This is a genomic window from Jiangella gansuensis DSM 44835 (assembly GCF_000515395.1).
Taxonomy (GTDB): Bacteria; Actinomycetota; Actinomycetes; order Jiangellales; family Jiangellaceae; genus Jiangella; species Jiangella gansuensis.
Genome location: NZ_KI911782.1, coordinates 1,088,262 through 1,105,222 on the forward strand (window position 1 = coordinate 1,088,262; position 16,961 = coordinate 1,105,222).

General features: G+C 71.5%; 20 protein-coding genes. 6 read left to right on the forward strand and 14 right to left on the reverse strand.

Features of this window, described 5'->3' with window-relative positions; genetic code table 11:
- Positions 1-4: 4 nt before the first annotated feature.
- From JIAGA_RS0105435 to JIAGA_RS27730, 4 genes are read right to left on the reverse strand one after another with little or no spacing between them, the layout of a single operon-like run.
- Positions 5-1,144: a class I SAM-dependent methyltransferase gene (locus JIAGA_RS0105435; protein WP_051425757.1), complete on the reverse strand. Its 1,140-nt coding sequence runs from the start codon at positions 1,142-1,144 to the stop codon at positions 5-7.
- Complete coding sequence (locus tag JIAGA_RS0105440; protein ID WP_026874881.1) at positions 1,141-2,334, reverse strand: class I SAM-dependent methyltransferase; 1,194 nt, start codon at positions 2,332-2,334, stop codon at positions 1,141-1,143. Before JIAGA_RS0105440 ends, JIAGA_RS0105435 begins: the two co-directional genes overlap by 4 nt.
- Positions 2,331-3,545 carry a glycosyltransferase family 4 protein gene (locus JIAGA_RS0105445; RefSeq protein ID WP_051425758.1) on the reverse strand — a complete coding sequence of 405 codons (1,215 nt, stop codon included), beginning with the start codon at positions 3,543-3,545 and terminating at the stop codon, positions 2,331-2,333. The genes JIAGA_RS0105440 and JIAGA_RS0105445 overlap by 4 nt, the downstream gene beginning before the upstream one ends.
- A 41-nt stretch (positions 3,546-3,586) precedes the next feature.
- A complete protein-coding gene (locus JIAGA_RS27730; RefSeq protein ID WP_157552734.1) occupies positions 3,587-4,084 on the reverse strand; it encodes a hypothetical protein in 498 nt (165 codons plus the stop codon).
- Between the two features lie 120 nt (positions 4,085-4,204).
- Here JIAGA_RS27730 and JIAGA_RS0105455 point away from each other — a divergent pair, with 120 nt between their 5' ends.
- From JIAGA_RS0105455 to JIAGA_RS0105465, 3 genes are read left to right on the forward strand one after another with little or no spacing between them, the layout of a single operon-like run.
- The gene (locus JIAGA_RS0105455; RefSeq protein WP_084469489.1) at positions 4,205-4,486 is read left to right on the forward strand and encodes a PqqD family protein; all 282 of its coding nucleotides are present in this window, start codon (positions 4,205-4,207) and stop codon (positions 4,484-4,486) included.
- Positions 4,483-5,175 (forward strand): hypothetical protein, encoded by a 693-nt coding sequence (locus JIAGA_RS35180; RefSeq protein ID WP_211239523.1) that lies wholly within the window; start codon positions 4,483-4,485, stop codon positions 5,173-5,175. Before JIAGA_RS0105455 ends, JIAGA_RS35180 begins: the two co-directional genes overlap by 4 nt.
- Complete coding sequence (locus JIAGA_RS0105465) at positions 5,172-5,999, forward strand: glycosyltransferase family 2 protein (protein WP_026874886.1); 828 nt, start codon at positions 5,172-5,174, stop codon at positions 5,997-5,999. Before JIAGA_RS35180 ends, JIAGA_RS0105465 begins: the two co-directional genes overlap by 4 nt.
- A 193-nt stretch (positions 6,000-6,192) precedes the next feature.
- Here the strand turns inward: JIAGA_RS0105465 and JIAGA_RS0105470 are convergent, their stop codons facing one another.
- From JIAGA_RS0105470 to JIAGA_RS0105485, 4 genes are all read right to left on the reverse strand, one after another.
- Positions 6,193-6,537: a hypothetical protein gene (locus JIAGA_RS0105470; RefSeq protein ID WP_026874887.1), complete on the reverse strand. Its 345-nt coding sequence runs from the start codon at positions 6,535-6,537 to the stop codon at positions 6,193-6,195.
- 83 nt (positions 6,538-6,620) lie between these two features.
- Positions 6,621-7,445: a lysyl oxidase family protein gene (locus JIAGA_RS27735; RefSeq protein WP_157552736.1), complete on the reverse strand. Its 825-nt coding sequence runs from the start codon at positions 7,443-7,445 to the stop codon at positions 6,621-6,623.
- A 63-nt stretch (positions 7,446-7,508) separates the two neighbouring features.
- Positions 7,509-8,342 (reverse strand): ABC transporter permease, encoded by an 834-nt coding sequence (locus JIAGA_RS0105480; RefSeq protein ID WP_026874888.1) that lies wholly within the window; start codon positions 8,340-8,342, stop codon positions 7,509-7,511.
- Complete coding sequence (locus tag JIAGA_RS0105485; RefSeq protein WP_026874889.1) at positions 8,339-9,304, reverse strand: daunorubicin resistance protein DrrA family ABC transporter ATP-binding protein; 966 nt, start codon at positions 9,302-9,304, stop codon at positions 8,339-8,341. The genes JIAGA_RS0105480 and JIAGA_RS0105485 overlap by 4 nt, the downstream gene beginning before the upstream one ends.
- Positions 9,305-9,396: 92 nt before the next feature.
- Here JIAGA_RS0105485 and JIAGA_RS0105490 point away from each other — a divergent pair, with 92 nt between their 5' ends.
- A complete protein-coding gene (locus tag JIAGA_RS0105490; RefSeq protein ID WP_026874890.1) occupies positions 9,397-10,134 on the forward strand; it encodes a TetR/AcrR family transcriptional regulator in 738 nt (245 codons plus the stop codon).
- Here the strand turns inward: JIAGA_RS0105490 and JIAGA_RS0105495 are convergent.
- From JIAGA_RS0105495 to JIAGA_RS32800, 5 genes are all read right to left on the reverse strand, one after another.
- Positions 10,124-10,321, reverse strand: a complete 198-nt coding sequence (locus JIAGA_RS0105495; protein WP_157552739.1) for a hypothetical protein — start codon at positions 10,319-10,321, stop codon at positions 10,124-10,126. The genes JIAGA_RS0105490 and JIAGA_RS0105495 overlap by 11 nt on opposite strands.
- A 121-nt stretch (positions 10,322-10,442) precedes the next feature.
- Positions 10,443-11,657, reverse strand: a complete 1,215-nt coding sequence (gene fdhA, locus JIAGA_RS0105500; protein ID WP_026874892.1) for a formaldehyde dehydrogenase, glutathione-independent — start codon at positions 11,655-11,657, stop codon at positions 10,443-10,445.
- A 175-nt stretch (positions 11,658-11,832) separates the two neighbouring features.
- A complete protein-coding gene (locus tag JIAGA_RS32790) occupies positions 11,833-12,627 on the reverse strand; it encodes a hypothetical protein (protein ID WP_157552742.1) in 795 nt (264 codons plus the stop codon).
- A 95-nt stretch (positions 12,628-12,722) separates the two neighbouring features.
- Positions 12,723-13,997: an adenylyl-sulfate kinase gene (gene cysC, locus JIAGA_RS33690; protein WP_211239524.1), complete on the reverse strand. Its 1,275-nt coding sequence runs from the start codon at positions 13,995-13,997 to the stop codon at positions 12,723-12,725.
- Positions 13,998-14,007: 10 nt separating this feature from the next.
- Entirely contained in the window at positions 14,008-14,628 is a 621-nt protein-coding gene (locus JIAGA_RS32800; RefSeq protein ID WP_051425762.1) for a TetR/AcrR family transcriptional regulator, read from the reverse strand.
- Between the two features lie 115 nt (positions 14,629-14,743).
- Here JIAGA_RS32800 and JIAGA_RS0105520 point away from each other — a divergent pair, with 115 nt between their 5' ends.
- Entirely contained in the window at positions 14,744-15,088 is a 345-nt protein-coding gene (locus JIAGA_RS0105520; protein ID WP_026874893.1) for a PPOX class F420-dependent oxidoreductase, read from the forward strand.
- 2 nt (positions 15,089-15,090) lie between these two features.
- Here JIAGA_RS0105520 and JIAGA_RS0105525 read toward each other — a convergent pair whose 3' ends face one another.
- Positions 15,091-15,750, reverse strand: coding sequence for an SDR family oxidoreductase (locus JIAGA_RS0105525; protein WP_026874894.1), 660 nt, complete (start codon positions 15,748-15,750; stop codon positions 15,091-15,093).
- Between the two features lie 163 nt (positions 15,751-15,913).
- Between JIAGA_RS0105525 and tdh the strand changes: the two genes are divergently transcribed.
- A complete protein-coding gene (gene tdh / locus JIAGA_RS0105530) occupies positions 15,914-16,945 on the forward strand; it encodes an L-threonine 3-dehydrogenase (RefSeq protein WP_026874895.1) in 1,032 nt (343 codons plus the stop codon).
- Positions 16,946-16,961 lie beyond the last annotated feature (16 nt).

Consider the following 16,961-nt stretch of genomic DNA (forward strand, 5'->3'; position numbering starts at 1 on the left):
CTGTTCAGACCGCGATGACGTCGGCGGGGACACCGAGCTGGCCGAGCTGCCCGGAGATCTCATGCCGATAGGCGGGGTTGGTGACGAGGACGGTCCTGATTCGGTCGCCCGGCAGCGCCTCCGGTGCGATCACCTGGTGGCCGCTGCCGGGAAGGTAGCGCTGCCACTTGCGGGGGTTCAGGTCGACGACGGTGAGTGTGCCGGCCGGGTCGACGGCGTTGAGGAAGCTCACGCCCTTGGAGCCGGCGCCCCACACGGCGGTGCGGGCGGCGTCGCGGGTGACGTCGTCGCGCCAGCGCCGCACCTGGTCGCGGTGCCGGGCGGCGAAGCTGGCCAGCAGTTCCAGGTGGGACGTCGCGTCGGTGCCAGCGGCGTCCGGTGCCGTCGCGCCGGCCCGGGCCTCGACCCAGAGGAACTGGTCGGAGAAGGACCGGCCGGCGGCGACGACCTCGAATCCGCAACGGCGCAGCAGGACGTCGAGGGAGCCGGCCGAGAAGTACGACACGTGCGGGTAGATGAAGTCCCACATGCCGGTGGGGCCGAAGTCGAACTCGGCCGCGGGAACCTCGAAGTAGTGGATCGCGCCGGCGGGCGCGGCGGCGCTGAGCGAGCGCAGGATCGCCGCCGGGTCCTCCAGGTGCTCCAGCACGTGCCGGCACACCAGCAGGTCGTACGGTTCGACGTCCTGTCCCGGGTGGTAGTAGTCGCTGACCAGCCGCACATTCGGGATCTGGCGGTCGGGCATGGTGCTGGGGTCGTATCCCACGCCGGTGCCGCCGGTCCGGCGGGTGATCGACTCCAGGAAGTCGCCCTTGCCGGAACCGATCTCGACGACGGCGCCGCCGCGCAGGTCGTAGGCGTCGACGAGCCGGCCCGCGAGGTCCTCGGCGTAGGACTGGAACGTCGGCGAGAAGTGCAGCGAGTTGTCGTACTCGGCGTCGTAGTCGATCAACCCGGGGTCGAAGGCGACGTTCATCGCGTGGCCGCAGTCCTGGCAGGCCGCGATGTCGAGCCGGCCGAGCACCGCGGCCCGCGCGGTGTCGCGGTCGTCGAACATGACGCCGTTGAGCACCGGCGTCACGCCGAGGTCCGCGACCGGCGCGAGCCGATCGCTGTCGCAGGCCAGGCAGCGGCTGATGGTCACAGTGCCTCCAGGGCAGTGGGAATCCGCATGGTCTCCAGGTCGCGGGCGATCTCCTCGGTGTACGCCGGGTTCATGGCGATGACGAGCTCCGGCGCGATGTCGATCAGCTCGACCGGCCCGACCACGCGGTGACCGGTGCCCGCGAGATACCGGTTCTGCTTGTGCGGGTTGATGTCGACAGCAGCCGCGACGTGCCGCGCGTCGTCGCCGAGGGTGGCGAGGAACCCGACCGCCTTGGAACTGGCACCCCACAGCACCACCCGGCCGCCGTCCTCGGCGACCTTGCGCACCCGCTCCCGCCACTGCGTACGGCTGCGCTCCACCTGGGAGACGAACTGGCGGGCCGCCGCGAGCACCTCGTCCCGGTCGCCGGGCGCGGCGGGTTCGACCGCTCCCACCATCGGCCAGGTGCCGGCCACCGGGCGGGCTTCGATCACGAGGTACTGGTCGTCGTAGGTGCGCCGCAGCTCGATCGGTTCGAACCCCGAACGCCGGAACAGCCCCTCCAGCGACCCGGGGGAGAAGTAGGAACAGTGCTCGTAGTACACGTCCCAGAACGCGCCCTCGCGAAGCACCCGCAGCACGTCCGGCAGCTCGAACAGCACCACCGTGTCGGTGCGTGGGCCGATGGCCGCGCGGACCGACCGCAGCCAGGCCCCGACCGGCCCGATGTGCTCCAGCGTGTGCCGGCATACGACGGCGTCGGCCTCGATGGTCTCGAAGTCGTCCGGGAACAGCCCGGTCACCCAGCTGGTGCGGTGCAGGATGGCCGGGTCGATCCGGTCCAGCCGCACGGCCGGGTCGACCCCGATGCCGTACCCGACACCGGCGCGGATCAGCCCGGTGAGGAACTCGCCCTTGCCGCAGCCGAGCTCGACGACGGTCTTGCCGACCAGGTCGTAACGGTCCACCCAGGAGGCGGTGAGCTCGGCGGCGTAATCGCGGAACCGGGCCGAACAGGCCTGCGACTCCTCGTAGGCGTCCGAATAACGGGTCAGCGCCGGGTCGAACGCGGTGTTGGTGACGAAACCGCAGTCGGCGCAGGCGGCGATCCGCAGTTCACCGGCGGGGAAGGCCAGCGCGGCTGTCTCGTCGTCCAGCATGAGGCAGCTGCTCGCCGGGACACGGTCCACCGCGTAGAACTCCGTCAGCGCGGCCCCGAAGCAGGCCGGGCAGGTGCGCGCGCTCACCGCAGCGCCTCGTACAGGCCGACGTACCGACGCGCCTGGTCCGCCCAGGCCAGGTCGGTTTCGATGCGCTGCCGCCCGGCCGCGCCCATCCGCGCCCGGCGGTGCGGGTCGTCGAGCAATGCGGCGATGGTCTTGGCCATGACGACGGGATCGCCGTCCGGCACGTAGTCGGCGGCCGGGCCGGCGCAGCGCATGGTCTCGCGCAGGTCGGTCGCGACCACCGGCACCTCGTGCGCCATGTACTCCAGGGTCTTGTTCATGGTGGATCGGTGGTTGAACTCGCACGGCGGGTCCGGGGTGACGCCGGCGTCCGCGGTCGACAGCCACTGGCCGAGCTCCGCCTGGTCGACCCGGCCGGTGAAGTGCACCCACTCGTCCAAGCCCATCCGTGTGCACTGCGTGCGCAGGTCGTCGAGGCTGTCGCCGTAGCCGAGTAGCGCGAACCGGGTGTCGCGGCGGCCCAGGACGTGTACGTAGTTCGCGGCCGCCTCCAGCAGCCGGTCGACACCGTCCTGCGGCCCCATGATCCCGACGTAGACGACGAGATGCTTCCGGCCGCCGCGCAGCTCGGGACGGGCGTCGCCGCGTTTCATGCGCTCGGGGTCGGGGGTGCTCATCACGACGGTGGTCCGCTCGGCCGGCACGCGGCCGCGGGTGAGGGCGATCTCCTGATACGACGGGTTCGGGCTGACGACGCGGTCGGCGACGGCGTACGTCGCGCGCTCCAGCAACAGCAGCGCACGGTGCAGCGGGCCGCGGCGGCCGAACCGCGCCTCGTACACCTCCGGGCACAGGTCGTGCTGGTCGTACACGAACTTCTTGCCGCGCAGTTTCCACAGCAGGCCCAGCAGCCAGTACGTGTCGGGCGGGTTGCATGCCTGCAGCACGTCGAAGCCCTCGGCGCGGGCCGTACGCACGGACAGCCGGGCCGTGTGCAGCCAGCACACGATGAACTCGATGACGTAGCTGGCCAGCCCTTTCGTCGCAGGCGGCGGCTGATACGAACGGACGACGACGCCGTCGAGCTCGTGCCGGTCCGGCTCGCCCGGGTGCTCCTTCGGGCAGATGACCGTCACGCCGTAGCCGGCGTCGAGCAACGCCCGGCACTCCGTGCGCACCCGGCGATCGATACGCACCGGGATGTTCTGCACGACGATCAGCACCCGCCGCGTGGTGTGTGCTCGCGAGCGCGCGCCGCTGAAGACCCCCATATTTCGTGCCCCCCCAGGCCTGTCAGGTCAGTGTGTCGCGCTCAGGCCGTCGCCTCCGGCGCGGCGGCGTCGGTGTCGTCCGTGGGCCGTCGAGAGGCGGCGACGGCGGCCGCGCCGCCGGCGGCGAGCAACCCGCCGAGTGCGACCGTCCGCGCGACGTCACCCGGGCCGGTGTCGGGCAGCTGACCCGCACCGACCGTAGTGTCGTCGTCATCCGGCGTACCGCGCGACGGCGTCGGCCGCGGGGTCGGATGCTGGCCGGGGGGCGCGGTCGGCTCCTCGCCGGGCGGTTGCGTCGGCGACGGCTTTCCCGGTGGCTGCGACGGCTCGCCCGGCGTGGGCTTGTCGGTGGGTAGCTCCGGCGGCTTGGTCGGCGGCTTGGGCGGCTCGCTCGGCTGGCCACTGGGCGATGCGGCGTTGGCCGGGGTCAACGTGATGGCGGTGACTGTGGGTACGGTCCAAGCCGCGGTCCCGACGGCGACCCCTCGCCTCAGCATCTGCCGGCGGCTGAGCCCTCCGGCGATTTCGTTATGCGGCATCTTCGGCCCCATCAGTAAGTACGCACGCCCCCCGTGCGTGTTGAGCATCATAACGGCATATGACGCGATTTGTCGTGTGGAGCCGGGCGGGCCTATTGGATTGCCGCTAGGCTTTGCCGCATGAGCCCCTCCTCGGCCTTCGCGCCGGCGGCAGCGGTGCGTGAGCTCGACGTCGACGGCGAGGTCACGCTGTTCCACGCGCCGACACACACCGCGCTGGTGCTCAACGACACCGCCAGCGACGTCTGGCGGCTGCTCGATGGCGAGCGCACGGTGGCCCAGATCGTCGAGCTGCTGGCACGCGCCTACGACGCCGATGCCGACACCGTCCGGGCCGGCGTGCACGCGGCGCTGGAACAGCTGGCCGCACATCGCGTTCTCGACGGTCACGCCCGCCCATGAGCGCAGGCCGGGTGCTCGACGTGCTGGGCGTCCGGGTGCGGTTACCGGCAGACGACGGCGGGTCGCCCGAGGAGGTGTACGGCGCGGCGGTGTTGGCCGCGATCGAGCGCTCTCCTCGTCTGCTGCTGCACGCCGGCGCGGTCGCGCTCGACGGCCGGGCCGTGCTCTTCCCTGGCGCGTCCGGGACGGGCAAGAGCACCACGGTGGCCGCGTGCGTGCGTCGCGGCCTCGGCTACCTCAGCGACGAGATGGTGGCGCTTGACCTGCGCTCCGGCGAGGTCGAGGGCTGGTCCCGGCCGCTGATGCTGACGTCGTGGGCAGTCGGTGCGGTGGGCCTTCCCGATGCGCGTCCGGACGGCCGCGACGGCAACGGCAACGGCGACGGCGACGGCGGCAAGGCGGCGGTGCCGTGCGAACTGCTCGGCGGTGTGGTCGTCCCCGGAACCTTGCCGGTGGGTCACGTCGTCGGGCTGCGCCGCGGCGGTGCGGAGACGGCGCTGACGCCGATGCCGGCCGGTGAGGTGCTGACCCAGGTCCTCGCCGCGTCGTTCAACCACTACCGGCACGGCGCCGCGGCCTGGGAGGCTGCCGCCGTGGTCGCCAGGCAGGCGCGGGGCTGGTGGCTCGACGTCGCCGACGTGCATGCCGCGGCCGAAGCCGTCGCCGGGCTGCCATACTCGCCGGCGTGACCAGCATCGTCGTTCCCGCCCACAACGAGGAGCGGGTTCTGGGCCGGTTGCTGTCGGCCTTGGTCGCCGACGCGGCACCCGGTGAGCTCGACGTCGTCGTCGTCGCCAACGGTTGTTCCGACGCCACCGCTGAGGTCGCGGCCGGCTTCGGCGGCGTTCGGGTGGTCGAGACACCGGTGCCGTCGAAGAGCGGGGCACTGCGGCTCGGCGACGCCGCCGCCGCGGGCTATCCGAGGCTGTACGTCGACGCCGACGTCGTGCTGCGGACCGCCGACGTGCGAGCGCTGACCCGCGCTCTGGCGACACCGGGAGTACTGGCCGCCGGCCCGGTGCGGCAGCTGCCGATGGACGGCGTGCGATGGCCGGTGCGCTGGTACTACGACGTGTGGCAACGGCTGCCCGCGGTGCGCGACGAGCTGTTCGGGCGCGGTGTCGTCGTGCTCGCCGAGGCGGGGCACGCCCGCCTCGGCGAATGGGGCGACGTGATGGCCGACGACCTCGCCGTCGCGACCGCCTTCGACGCCGCCGAGCGCGTGGTCGTGCCGGATGCCGTCGTCGAGATCCGGCCGCCGCGAACCTACGCCGATCTGTTGCGCCGCCGGGTCCGGGCGATGACCGGCAACGCCCGGCTCGCGGCGGCGCGTCCGGCGGGCCGGCGACTGCCCAGGACGGGGGCGCGGACGCTGGCGCGGCTCGTGGCCGCCGACCCGCGGCTGGCACCCAAAGCCGCGCTCTTCCTGGTGACGGCCGTGGTGGCGCGGCTGCGGGCTCGGCGCGCGGATCCCGGGACCTGGCTGCGTGACGAGAGCAGCCGCACGCCTTAGGCCCGTTCGGTATCAGCCGCCGTACGAGCACACGCGAAGGCCCCGCTGACGCAGGGTCAGCGGGGCCCTCTGTCGAACGAGGTCCGGCACCGATCACTCGGAGCTGCGGAGGGCTGTACAGCGCCCATGGACTACCACGCTGACACTGCGCACCAGACCACGAGCTGGGCACAACGAGTACCGGTGACTCGTGTCAGTCCTTCTTGACGTCGCCGCAGGAGAAGTCGGAGAGCACCAGCCGACCGGCCAGGTCGGTGCTGGCCGAGACCAGAGCACCCTCGGACTCGACGATGAAGTGCTGGGTGTTCCTGTTGACCTGCGACGCGCCGACGACCCAGACGGTGCCATCGGAGAACGTCGCCGTGAGTGTGCCGGCGGCCGCTCTTCCGGTTTGGTTGTTGACGAAGTGGTAGGTTCCGACCGAGCCCTCCGGGCACGACTGTCCCGAACCGTTGGACAGATCGGCCGCCACCACCGGCGTGGCGATGGCTACGGTTGCCAGTGTCGTCAGACATGCGACGGCGAGATACTTGCGCATGAGCTTGCCCCCCTTGCTGCGCCGCGACCCCCTATCGCGGCTGGTGAGCGACATTCTGGCACCATCGCGGCCATCGCACCAGACTAATCAGCGCGCGGGCTCTCGCCCGGCGTAGGGCCGACGCCGGCGACCACGGCGGTGCGCGCGCCGTCGTCCGTCGTCGAGAGGTCGAGGTCAACCCAGGTGTCGTTGTTGTCCGTGGTCGCCTCGACGAAGTGGCCGCTCTCGTCGGCCTCCGCCCAGAGGCGGTACGGGCCGTCGGGCAGGTCGGTGACGTCGATGCTCTGGCCGGGCAGGTTCCATTCATACGTGTCACCCCAGCCCGAGGAGAGCCCCATCGTCAGCGTGAGCGCGTCCTCGGGCTGGCAGCCGTCGCGGTCGAAGACGGGGTCGTCGGGGCCCAGGTCGTCGAGTTCGCGGCCGAAGTCGTAGATGCAGAAGCCGACCTTGGCGTCCGTGAGCCCGTCCGGGGCCGGCGTCCCGCTGCCGTCGATGGCGACGAGCCGGTACGTGACGACCCGGCGGACGTGCCAGTGGTCATGACCGTCGCCGCCCCACTCGATTTCGGCATCGGTCGGCACCTCATCGATGCCGCCGCCGGAGTGGGTGATGACCTGGGTGACCACCCAGTCGTCGTCGACCGTCGGGCGGTCGACGACGAGCCTGAACTCGCCCTCGCCCACATTGACGAGCACCGAGCTGAACTCGATCTGCCAACCAGCGCCATGGTTCTTGGTATGGACGTCGACGGCCGGCGCGGGCGCGAAATCAGGCAGAACCGGATCGCCCACCGGCGAGCCGGAGGGCTGGGGCACCGCCGGCTCGGCCGGGTCATCAGAGGCGTCGTCCTGGCAGCTGGCGAGAAACACCGGAAAGGCCGCGACGACCACCATGCGCCGAAGGTTCACCGCCCGATCATTACAGACGGAGACGCGATCGCACCCAGGTCGGCCAGCCGGTTTTCGCGCGCGTCACCGGCTCAGGCGCTGGAACCGGCGGACGGCGAGCGGCACGAAGACCGCAGTGATGATCAGCGGCCAGACCACCGCCATCAGCATCGCGTTCTGCTCGATCCAGGTGTCACCGGTGGCCACCGGGTTGCCGAACAGCTCGCGCGCGGCCGTCACCGTCGACGACACCGGGTTCCAGGCCGCGATGGTGCCCAGCCAATCCGGCATCTGCGACGGCGCCACGAACACGCTGGAGATCATCGCGAACGGGAACGCCACCGCGAACAGGTTGCCGGCGGCCTCCTCGTTCGGCGCCATCAGCCCGAGCAGGATCCCGATCCAGATGAGAGCGAAGCGCAGCAGCAGGAACAGCCCGAACGCCGCGAGCGTCCCCAGCACGCCGCCGTCGGAGCGCCAGCCCACGACCAGTGCCGTCGCCGCCAGCACCAGCAGGTCCAGCCCGGCGCTGACGATGTCGGCCAGCCCGCGCCCAGTGACCGGGGCCGACGGCGCCATCGGCATCGAGCGGAACCGGTCGGTCACACCCTTCGTGGTGTCGATGACCACGGCGTACGCGGTGTTCATGAACCCCATCGCCATGGTCATCCCGAACATGCCGGGCATCAGGTACTCGCGGTAGTCGCCGCCGCCGGGGACGCTCATGGCGCTGCCGAACACGTACCCGAACAGCAGTACCGAGACGATCGGGAAGCCCAACTGCCAGGCGATGTTGGCCGGCTGCCGGATCAGGTGGGTGAGGGTCCGCCGGGCGACGGTCCACCCGTCGACGATCGCCCAGTACAGCCGCCGCTCCGGTGCGTCGACGTCGATGCGGTCCAGGGTGGGCGTGCTCATACGGAGGCCTCCTCGTCGGTGCGGTGGCCGGTCAGGCGCAGGAACACCTCGTCCAGGGTGGGCCGGCGCAGGCCGATGTCGTCGACGGCGATGCCCTCGTCCTGCAGGATGCGGGCCACCTCGGTGAGGGCGGACACCCGGTGCTCGACCGGCGCGCTGATGCGCCGGTTCTCGTCGTCGACGTCCGGCGCCGCCGCCGCGACCTTCCCGACGATCTGCAGCGCCACCGGCAGGTCGACGGAGTCCTCGAGGACGACCTCGATCTGGTCGCCGCCGATGCGCTGTTTCAGTGCGGCGGGAGTGTCGTCGGCGATGACCTTGCCGTGATCGATGACGGCGACCCGCTCGGCCAGCTGGTCGGCCTCGTCGAGGTACTGCGTGGTCAACAGCACCGTGGTGCCACCGGCCACCAGGGAACGCACCGCGTCCCAGACGTCGCTGCGCCCGCGCGGGTCGAGGCCTGTCGTGGGCTCGTCGAGGAACAGCACCTTCGGCGCCAGGATCATGCTGGCGGCCAGGTCGAGCCGGCGGCGCATGCCGCCGCTGTACTCCTTGGTGCCCTTGTCCGCCGCGTCGGTGAGGCCGAACTGTTCCAGCAACTCGTCGGCCCGCGCCGACGCCTGCTGAGGGCTCAGGTGGAACAGCCGGGCGAACATCCGCAGGTTCTGCCGGCCGGTGAGGATCTCGTCGACGGCGGCGTACTGGCCGGTGAAGCCGACGCGCCGGCGGACCTTGCGGGGCTCGCGGCTGACGTCGTGCCCGGCCACCACGGCCCGGCCGCCATCGAGGCGCAGCAGGGTCGCCATGATGCGCACCGCGGTGGTCTTGCCGGCGCCGTTGGGGCCCAGGAGGCCGTAGACCATGCCCTGCGGCACGGCGAGGTCGAAGCCGTCCAGGGCGCTCTTCTCGCCGTACCGCTTCTGCAATCCCTCGGCGAGGATCGCATGTGTGGAGGTGGACAAGACGCTCCTTCCAAAACTGAGTACGTCGTACGCACTCTACCACACCGCGTACGGCGTACCCGATTTTCTGCCACAGGCTAATGTTCGTTCTGATGGCGGCAGAACACAGCGGTGGCGGCGACGTCAACAAGAGCCTGGAACTCCTGTGGGACATGCAGGAGAAGCCCACGCGCGGGCCGAAGCCCGGGCTGACGCTCACCCAGATCGTGGAGGCGGCGGTTGCGGTCGCCGACGTCGAAGGGCTCGCCGCGGTCTCCATGCGCAGGGTCGCCGCCGAACTCGGCGTCGGGACGATGTCGCTGTACCGCTACGTGCCGGGCAAGGCCGAACTGCTGGACCTGATGCTCGACCATGTGGCCGGGCCGGTCGACAGCGAGCCGGAGCCACTGCCGTTGCGCGACGCCCTGGAGCGGTTGGCGCACGGCATCTGGAAGCTCTGCCTCGACCACCCGTGGTACCCCCAGGTCGACCAGGTGCGCCCGCTGCTGGGCCCGAACAACATCGGCGCCATGAACAGCATCCTGACGCAGCTCAAGCCGTCCGGTCTGCCGGACAAGGTGCTGGTCATGATGGTGTCGGTAGTCGAAGGGTTCGTCGTCGCGGTCGCCCGGGTCCAGGTCAACGGCCTCGAGGCGGAGAAGCGCACCGGCATCTCCGAGGAGGAGTTCTGGGCCGCCCAGGAACCGGTCCTGGTCAAGATGATGGAGACCGGCCGGTACCCCGCGCTCGCGGCCGCCGACGACGACACGTTCACGTTCGGCTACGAGGAGGTCATGGAGTTCGGACTCCAGGCCTTGCTCGACGGCCTGGAAGGCTACGTCACGACATAGGCGGTGCGTCCGGGCCGTGGGCCGGGTGGTGCACCCACGTCACCCGGTGCGACCCGAAACCGGCGGCGTGCAGGCCGCCGTGGCCGAACGGGCGCCGGCACCGGTAGGACGGTGAGTACAGGTCGCGGCACGACTCGTCGTAGCTGGTGTAGGCGAACTCGAGGTCGAGACGCTCGTCGAGGCTCATGGGAGCCACCGCCTTCGCGGGGGTGCTGTGCAGGGCCGACCGCGACGATGCGGACCATTCCATGCTAATCACGCCGACCACCGCGACGGAGGCGGCGGCTCCCACCTGGTTGAACGCCCCCTCAGGCGATCATGCCGTGCGGGTCGAGGATGTACTTGCGGGGCGCCCCGTGGTCGAACTCGGTGTACCCCTGCGGTGCCTGGTCCAGCGGGATCACGGTCGCGTTGACGTTCTTCGCGATCTGCACACGGTCGTGCAGGATCGCCATCATGAGCTGCCGGTTGTACCTCATCACCGGGCACTGGCCGGTGGTGAACGCCAGCGACTTCGCCCAGCCCAGACCGAGCCGGATCGACAGCGACCCCTCCTTGGCGGCGTCGTCGGCGGCCCCAGGATCGCCGGTGACATAGAGCCCCGGAATGCCCAGGGCGCCACCGGCTCGGGTGACGTCCATGACGGTGTTGAGCACCGTGGCCGGCCGCTCCTGCTGAGCCTCGTTGCCATGACCACGAGCCTCGAAGCCGACCGCGTCGACGGCGCAGTCCACCTCCGGCTCACCCAGGATCTGCGCGATCTGGTCCTTCGGGTCGCCCTGTGAGACGTCGACGGTCTCGCAGCCGAACGACCGGGCCTGGTCCAGCCGGTCCTTCTGCAGGTCTCCGACGATCACGACGGCAGCGCCGAGCAGGAACGCCGACGTGGCCGCCGCGAGCCCGACCGGGCCGGCGCCGGCGATGTAGACCGTCGAACCCGGGCCGACGCCCGCGGTGTAGCAACCGTGGAAGCCGGTCGGGAAGATGTCCGCCAACATCGCCAGGTCGCGGATCTTCTCCATCGCGCGGTCCCGGTCCGGGAACACCAGCAGGTTCCAGTCCGCGTACGGCACCAGCACGTACTCGGCCTGGCCGCCCACCCAGCCGCCCATGTCGACGTACCCGTACGCTGAGCCGGGCCGGTCGGGGTTGACGTTCATACAGATGCCGGTCTTGCCCTCCTTGCAGTTGCGGCAGCGCCCGCAGGCGATGTTGAACGGCACCGAGACCAGGTCGCCGACCTTGACGTACTCGACGCCGGGACCGGCCTCGACGACCTCGCCGGTGATCTCGTGACCGAGGGCGAGGCCTTCGGGTGCTGTGGTGCGGCCGCGGACCATGTGCTGGTCGCTGCCACAGATGTTCGTGGCGACGACCTTGAGGATGGCGCCGTGCGGCAGTTTGCGCCCGACATTGCCTGGATTCACCCCCGGGCCGTCCTGGAGCTCGAACGTGGGGTAGTCGACGGACTCGACCTCGACGTGGCCCGGTCCCCTGTAGATGACAGCCTTGTTCTCAGGCATGTCGGTGCCTCTCCGGCCACGGTGGCGGGGCCGTCCACACTCGTCACCGTGCCCCCTCGAACTGACCTGGGACGGCGACGGGCAAGGGAGCGACCTCGAAGACGGGGGCGGTTTCACTCGCCCGCACCTTCAACGTAGACCCGGTCCGTCAGGGCCGTCAACGGGCCTGACGGCCTCACACCGCGAGATCGTCGGCTCGGACGCTGCGAGCCAATTTGCGCACCGCCCGACTGGCCCGCTGGCGCGCGGCCGGCCAGCTGATCCCGTGCCGCTCGGCGGCCGCCCGGCCGCCCTCCTGGCCCGGTGCCGGAGCGTAGATGTCGAGGACGAGGGTGGCGTCGGCGGCGCTGATAGTGCCCGCGTCCACCGCCCACGCCATCAGCTCGAGGAGCTCGAGGTCGCCGGTGCCGTCGTCGCCGCGCGCGGCCGCTTCGCCGAGGGCGTCGGCGACGGAGCCCGGTTCGGCCGGCGTCTCGGTGCGTGCGTGCGCCAGCTCGCGGCTGACCGCGCCGAGGGTGTCCATCGCGAGGTTCGCCGCCACCTTCGCCGTCCGGCGGTCGGTGGGGTACGTGGCGATGGTGGCCCACAGCGCGGCGACCGCGGCGTGCTCGAGGTTGTCGCGGCTGTCGCGGCCGATGTGCCCGGAAGCGATCCGGATCGCCTTGCCGAGCATCAGCTGCAGCACCGTCCGGCCCGCGAGTGCGTCGCCGCCCTGGGCCAGCCGCAGCAGCGCCAGCAGGATGCCGTCGGCGTCGCGCCGGCCGGCGGTCTGGACCGCGAGCTCGACGTCGTCCAGACATCCGCAGCCGGCCAGCGGCGGGCTCTCGGCGGCCCAGCGCGCGACCGCGGCCGCGGTGCCGGCGTCGGTGCGCAGGCGGGCCCACTCGTCGTTGAGCCGGCCGGTGACACCGGAGCCGGTGCGACGCCGGGCGCCGGTGCGGGTGCGGGTGTCCTCGATGGTGACGCTCATGCGTCCCACGGTGCTGACCAGCACTTGCCCGCCGGCTTGCCCGGACGGCGTTGACCTGCGGGCAAGGACTTGCCCGCGGGTGAGGGGCGGTTGCCCTAGAGGCGGCCGCCCTCGTCGAGCAGGGTGATGACGGCATCGCGCGCCGCGGTGACCGTCATGGCCGACGTGTCCAGCACGAGGTCGGCGTCCTCGGGCGGCTCGTACGGGCTCGAGATGCCGGTGAACTCCGCGATCTCGCCGGCCCGCGCCTTCGCGTACAGGCCCTTGCGGTCACGTCGCTCGCACTCCTCGAGCGGCGCCGCGACGTACACGAGCAGGAAGTCGCCGTGTGCCTCGGCCATCCGACGGACGGTCGCGCGGGTGGCCGCGAACGGAGCGATCGGCGCGCAGACGGCCACGCCGCCGTGCTTGGCGATCTCGGCTGCCACGAAGCCGATGCGCTCGATGTTGCGGTCGCGGTCCTCCTTCGAGAAACCCAGCCCCGCCGAGAGGTTGCGCCGCACGACGTCGCCGTCGAGCAGCGTCACGGTCCGGGTGCCGATCTCGGCGACCCGCTCGGCCACCGCCCGGGCGACGGTCGACTTGCCCGACCCGGACAGCCCGGTGAAGAAGAGCACCAGACCGCGTTCGTGTGGCAGCGGCCGCCACCGGCGCCAGGCGTGCAGGCTCGCGGTCGGCCAGCCGGCCGGTTCGGCCGCGGTGCCGTCGAGCCAGCAGTGCAGGGCGACGCGATCGGGCGGCTCGGCCGGTACGACCCGGGTGCCGCCGTAGGCCGCGGCGATCCGGTCGGCCAGCTCGTCGTCACGGGCGTCGCCGTACTGCGGCGCCGGCACCACGACCACCTCGGTCTGGCGGCCCTCGCGGCGCAGCTTGTCGCGGACGGTCAGGGCGCCGGACGTGACGTCGGCGGTGTCGGGGCCGGGTACCGTGCGTGGCCCGTCCAGCACGACCAGCAGCACCGGCTGGCTCGGCTTCGCGGTGGCGGCGGCCAGCGTCGGCAGGTCGATCGGGTCGCGGACGACGACCGCGGCGGCATCGCTCAGCCGCAGCCGCCGCGGTGGCACCCGCAGCTGCGGGTAGGGGCCGCGCGGCTCGCCGCCGTCGGCGTCGGCGTGGGCTCGCCGGACCGGGCCGGTGACGGTGGTGCGGCGCTTCCGGGTGGCCGCCGACTCGACCGTCAGCGACGCCACCGGCGCACCTTCGGCGTCGGTGAGGGTCAGCTCGGCGCCGGGTTTGAGGCGTCGTCCGAGGACGGGTGGGACGTCGACGGCGACGGTGTCGGGTTCGATGCCGAGCAGCGCGAGCTCGACGGTCGCCAGGACGGCGGGGTCGGGGGTCAGGGTGGGACCGGGGGTCGGTTCGGCGGCCACGGCGCCCAGCTTAAAGCCGTCGCGAGGGGTCCACGAACGTGGCGGTGAGCAGAGCCGAGTACCGGCCGGCGAACTCGTCCGTCGTCCACGTGCGGTCGATAGTGAGGCGTTCCAGGAGGTCCCAGGACATCAGGGACCAGATCATGTCCCTGGCCGCGTCCACCGTCCAGGCCGGGTGCAGGACGCCGTCGCGCTCGAGCCACTCGGCCAGGCGGGTGCAACCGCGCAGCCAGTTGTCCATGGTGAACTGCCACATCGCCGCGGCGCCGGGGTCGTCGTGGCGGGCGGTCTCGACGGCCCGCGAGACCGAGAGGATGCGCGGGTGCGCGCGGGCGATGTGCGCGGCCCACTCCGTGAGCGCGCTGACCGCGTCCGGCGCGTCCCAGACCGCCTGCAGGGACTCGCCCAACCGTTCGGTCTCGCCGAGATGCCGGTACAGGGCGATGATCAGCTCATTGCGCGAGCCGAAGTGCAAGTACGCGGCGCGCCGCGAGACCCCGGCCCGCTCGGCGGCGGAGGTCATGGTCAGTGCCGGGAGGCCGTCCTGCTCGATCAGTTCCCGGGTGGCCACCAGCAAGGCGTGACGGGTGCGGCGGCTGCGCGCGTTGCGTGGGTCCTCGATCGAGGGCATGGGGCGCTCCTTGCTGAACTACATGCCATGTGAACTTTACCTCGCGGAAATTGCACGTGCTGTGTACATTAAACTACACGGCACGTGCAGTTCATGACTCGAGAAGGAGGGTCCGATGAGCGCGTTCTCCGAGGCCGAACTGGCCTACTTCGCGTCCGGCCCAGGGCTCGGCCGGCTGGCGACGGTCGATGCCGCCGGCCGTCCCCGAATCGTCCCGCTGGGCTGGCGCTACAACCCCGACGAGGACGCGCTCGACCTCGGCGGCCACGACGTCGCCGCCACCCGAAGGTTCCGCGACGTCCAGCTCAACGCAGACGTCGCCTTCGTCGTCGACGACGTCCTGCCACCCTGGCAGCCGCGCGCCGTCATCGTGCACGGCCGGGCCGAGGCGATCCGGGAACCGGAAGCGCTGATCCGGATCCGGCCGGACCGGGTGATCAGCTGGGGTCTGGACGGGTGAGCTCAGCCGCCGGCGACGGCCGCGACGGCCTCTGCGACCGGGATGTCGCCGCCGATCAGCTCGAGGGTGGAGCGGGCCGTCCGCGGCTCGTCCAGGAGCGCGAGCAGGACGGCGGCCACGTCGTCGCGGGTGACCTTGCCTCGTCCGGTGGAGTCGGCCAGCGTGACGGTGCCGGTTCCAGGGTCGTTGGTCAGCGCGCCGGGCCGCAGGATGGTCCAGTCGAGGTCGCGGCGGCGCAGGTCGGCCTCGCTGTCGCCCTTGGCCTTCTGGTAGACGGCGAAGACGTCGTCGGGGTCGCTCGGCGGCTCGGTCGTCGCTCCCATCGACGAGACCAGCAGGTAACGGCGCACCCCGGCGGCTTCGGCCGCATCGGCCAGCAGGGCCGCCGCCGCGCGGTCGACGGTGTCCTTGCGCGCCGCGCCGCTGCCCGGGCCCGCGCCGGCCGCGAAGACGACGGCGTCGGCATCATGCAGCTCCCGGGCCAGCTCGTCGACGCCGCAGTTCTCCAGGTCGAGGACGACCGCGGTGGCGCCGGCGGAGGCGAGATCGGCGGCATGATCGGGATTGCGGATCAGGCCGACCGCCTCGTCACCTCGCAAGGTGAGCAACCGCTCCAGCCGGAGCGCGATCTGACCGTGTCCGCCCGCGATGACGACCTGCATCCACGTACGTTAGCCGACCGTCATCCGCCGGGAAGCCCTGTGGCCGCCTTTGCTCATTGCAAAAGGCGCGCGAACAGCTTGTTGACCTGCGCCGTCGTCGCGCCTCGAGGTCGCGGCGGCGAGTGGGATACGCTCGCCACGCCGTCGATTCAAAGGGGCAGCGGTGAGAGCACTGGTCAAGGTCGGGCCGGCGGCCGGCGTCGAACTGGCCGAGGTCCCCATGCCGGAGGTCGGTGCCGGTGAGGCGCTGGTCCGGGTGCTGCGCACCGGCATCTGCGGGACCGACCTGCACATCGTGAACTGGGATCCGTGGGCGCAGGCGAACGTCCGCCCGCCGCTGATCGTCGGGCACGAGTTCGTCGGCGAGGTGGTCGAGGTCGCGCCCGGCAGCCGTGGTGTGCACGTGGGCGACATCGTCAGCGGCGAGGGTCACATCGTCTGCGAGCGCTGCCGGCACTGCCGGGCCGGCCAGCGGCACCTGTGCCCGCAGACCGAGGGCATCGGCGTGCACCGCGACGGCGCGTTCGCCGAGTACGTCGCGATGCCGGCCGGCAACCTGTGGCGGCACCCGGACGACATCGACCTCGACGCCGCCGCCGTCTTCGACCCCTTCGGCAACGCCGTGCACACCGCGCTCAAGTTCCCGGTCCACGGCGAGGACGTGCTCGTCGCCGGCGCCGGGCCGATCGGCATCATGGCCGCGCTGGTGGCCCAGCACGCGGGCGCCCGCAACGTCGTCGTCACCGATGTCAACCCGTACCGGCTGGAGCTGGCGGACAGGCTGGGTGCCGGCACCACCGTCGACGTCCGCTCCACGTCGCTGGCGGAGGTGCGCGACGGCCTCGGCATGGCCGAAGGCTTCGACGTCGGCATGGAGATGTCCGGCGACCCGCAGGCGCTGCACGACATGATCGACAGCATGGCCAACGGCGGTCGAATCGCCATGCTCGGGCTGCCGTCGAAGGAGAGCAGCGTCGACTGGTCCAGCATCGTGCTGCGCATGCTGACCATCAGCGGCATCTACGGCCGGGAGATGTACGAGACCTGGTACCAGGCGTCGGTCCTGGTGGCGGCAGGCGTGGACATCTCCCGGGTGGTGACGCACCGGTTCGCCAGTACCGAGTTCCAGGCCGCGTTCGAGGCCGCCGGAAACGGGCACAGCGGCAAGGTCATCATCGAGTGGGCGTCGAGGTAACAGAGGTAACAGGAGG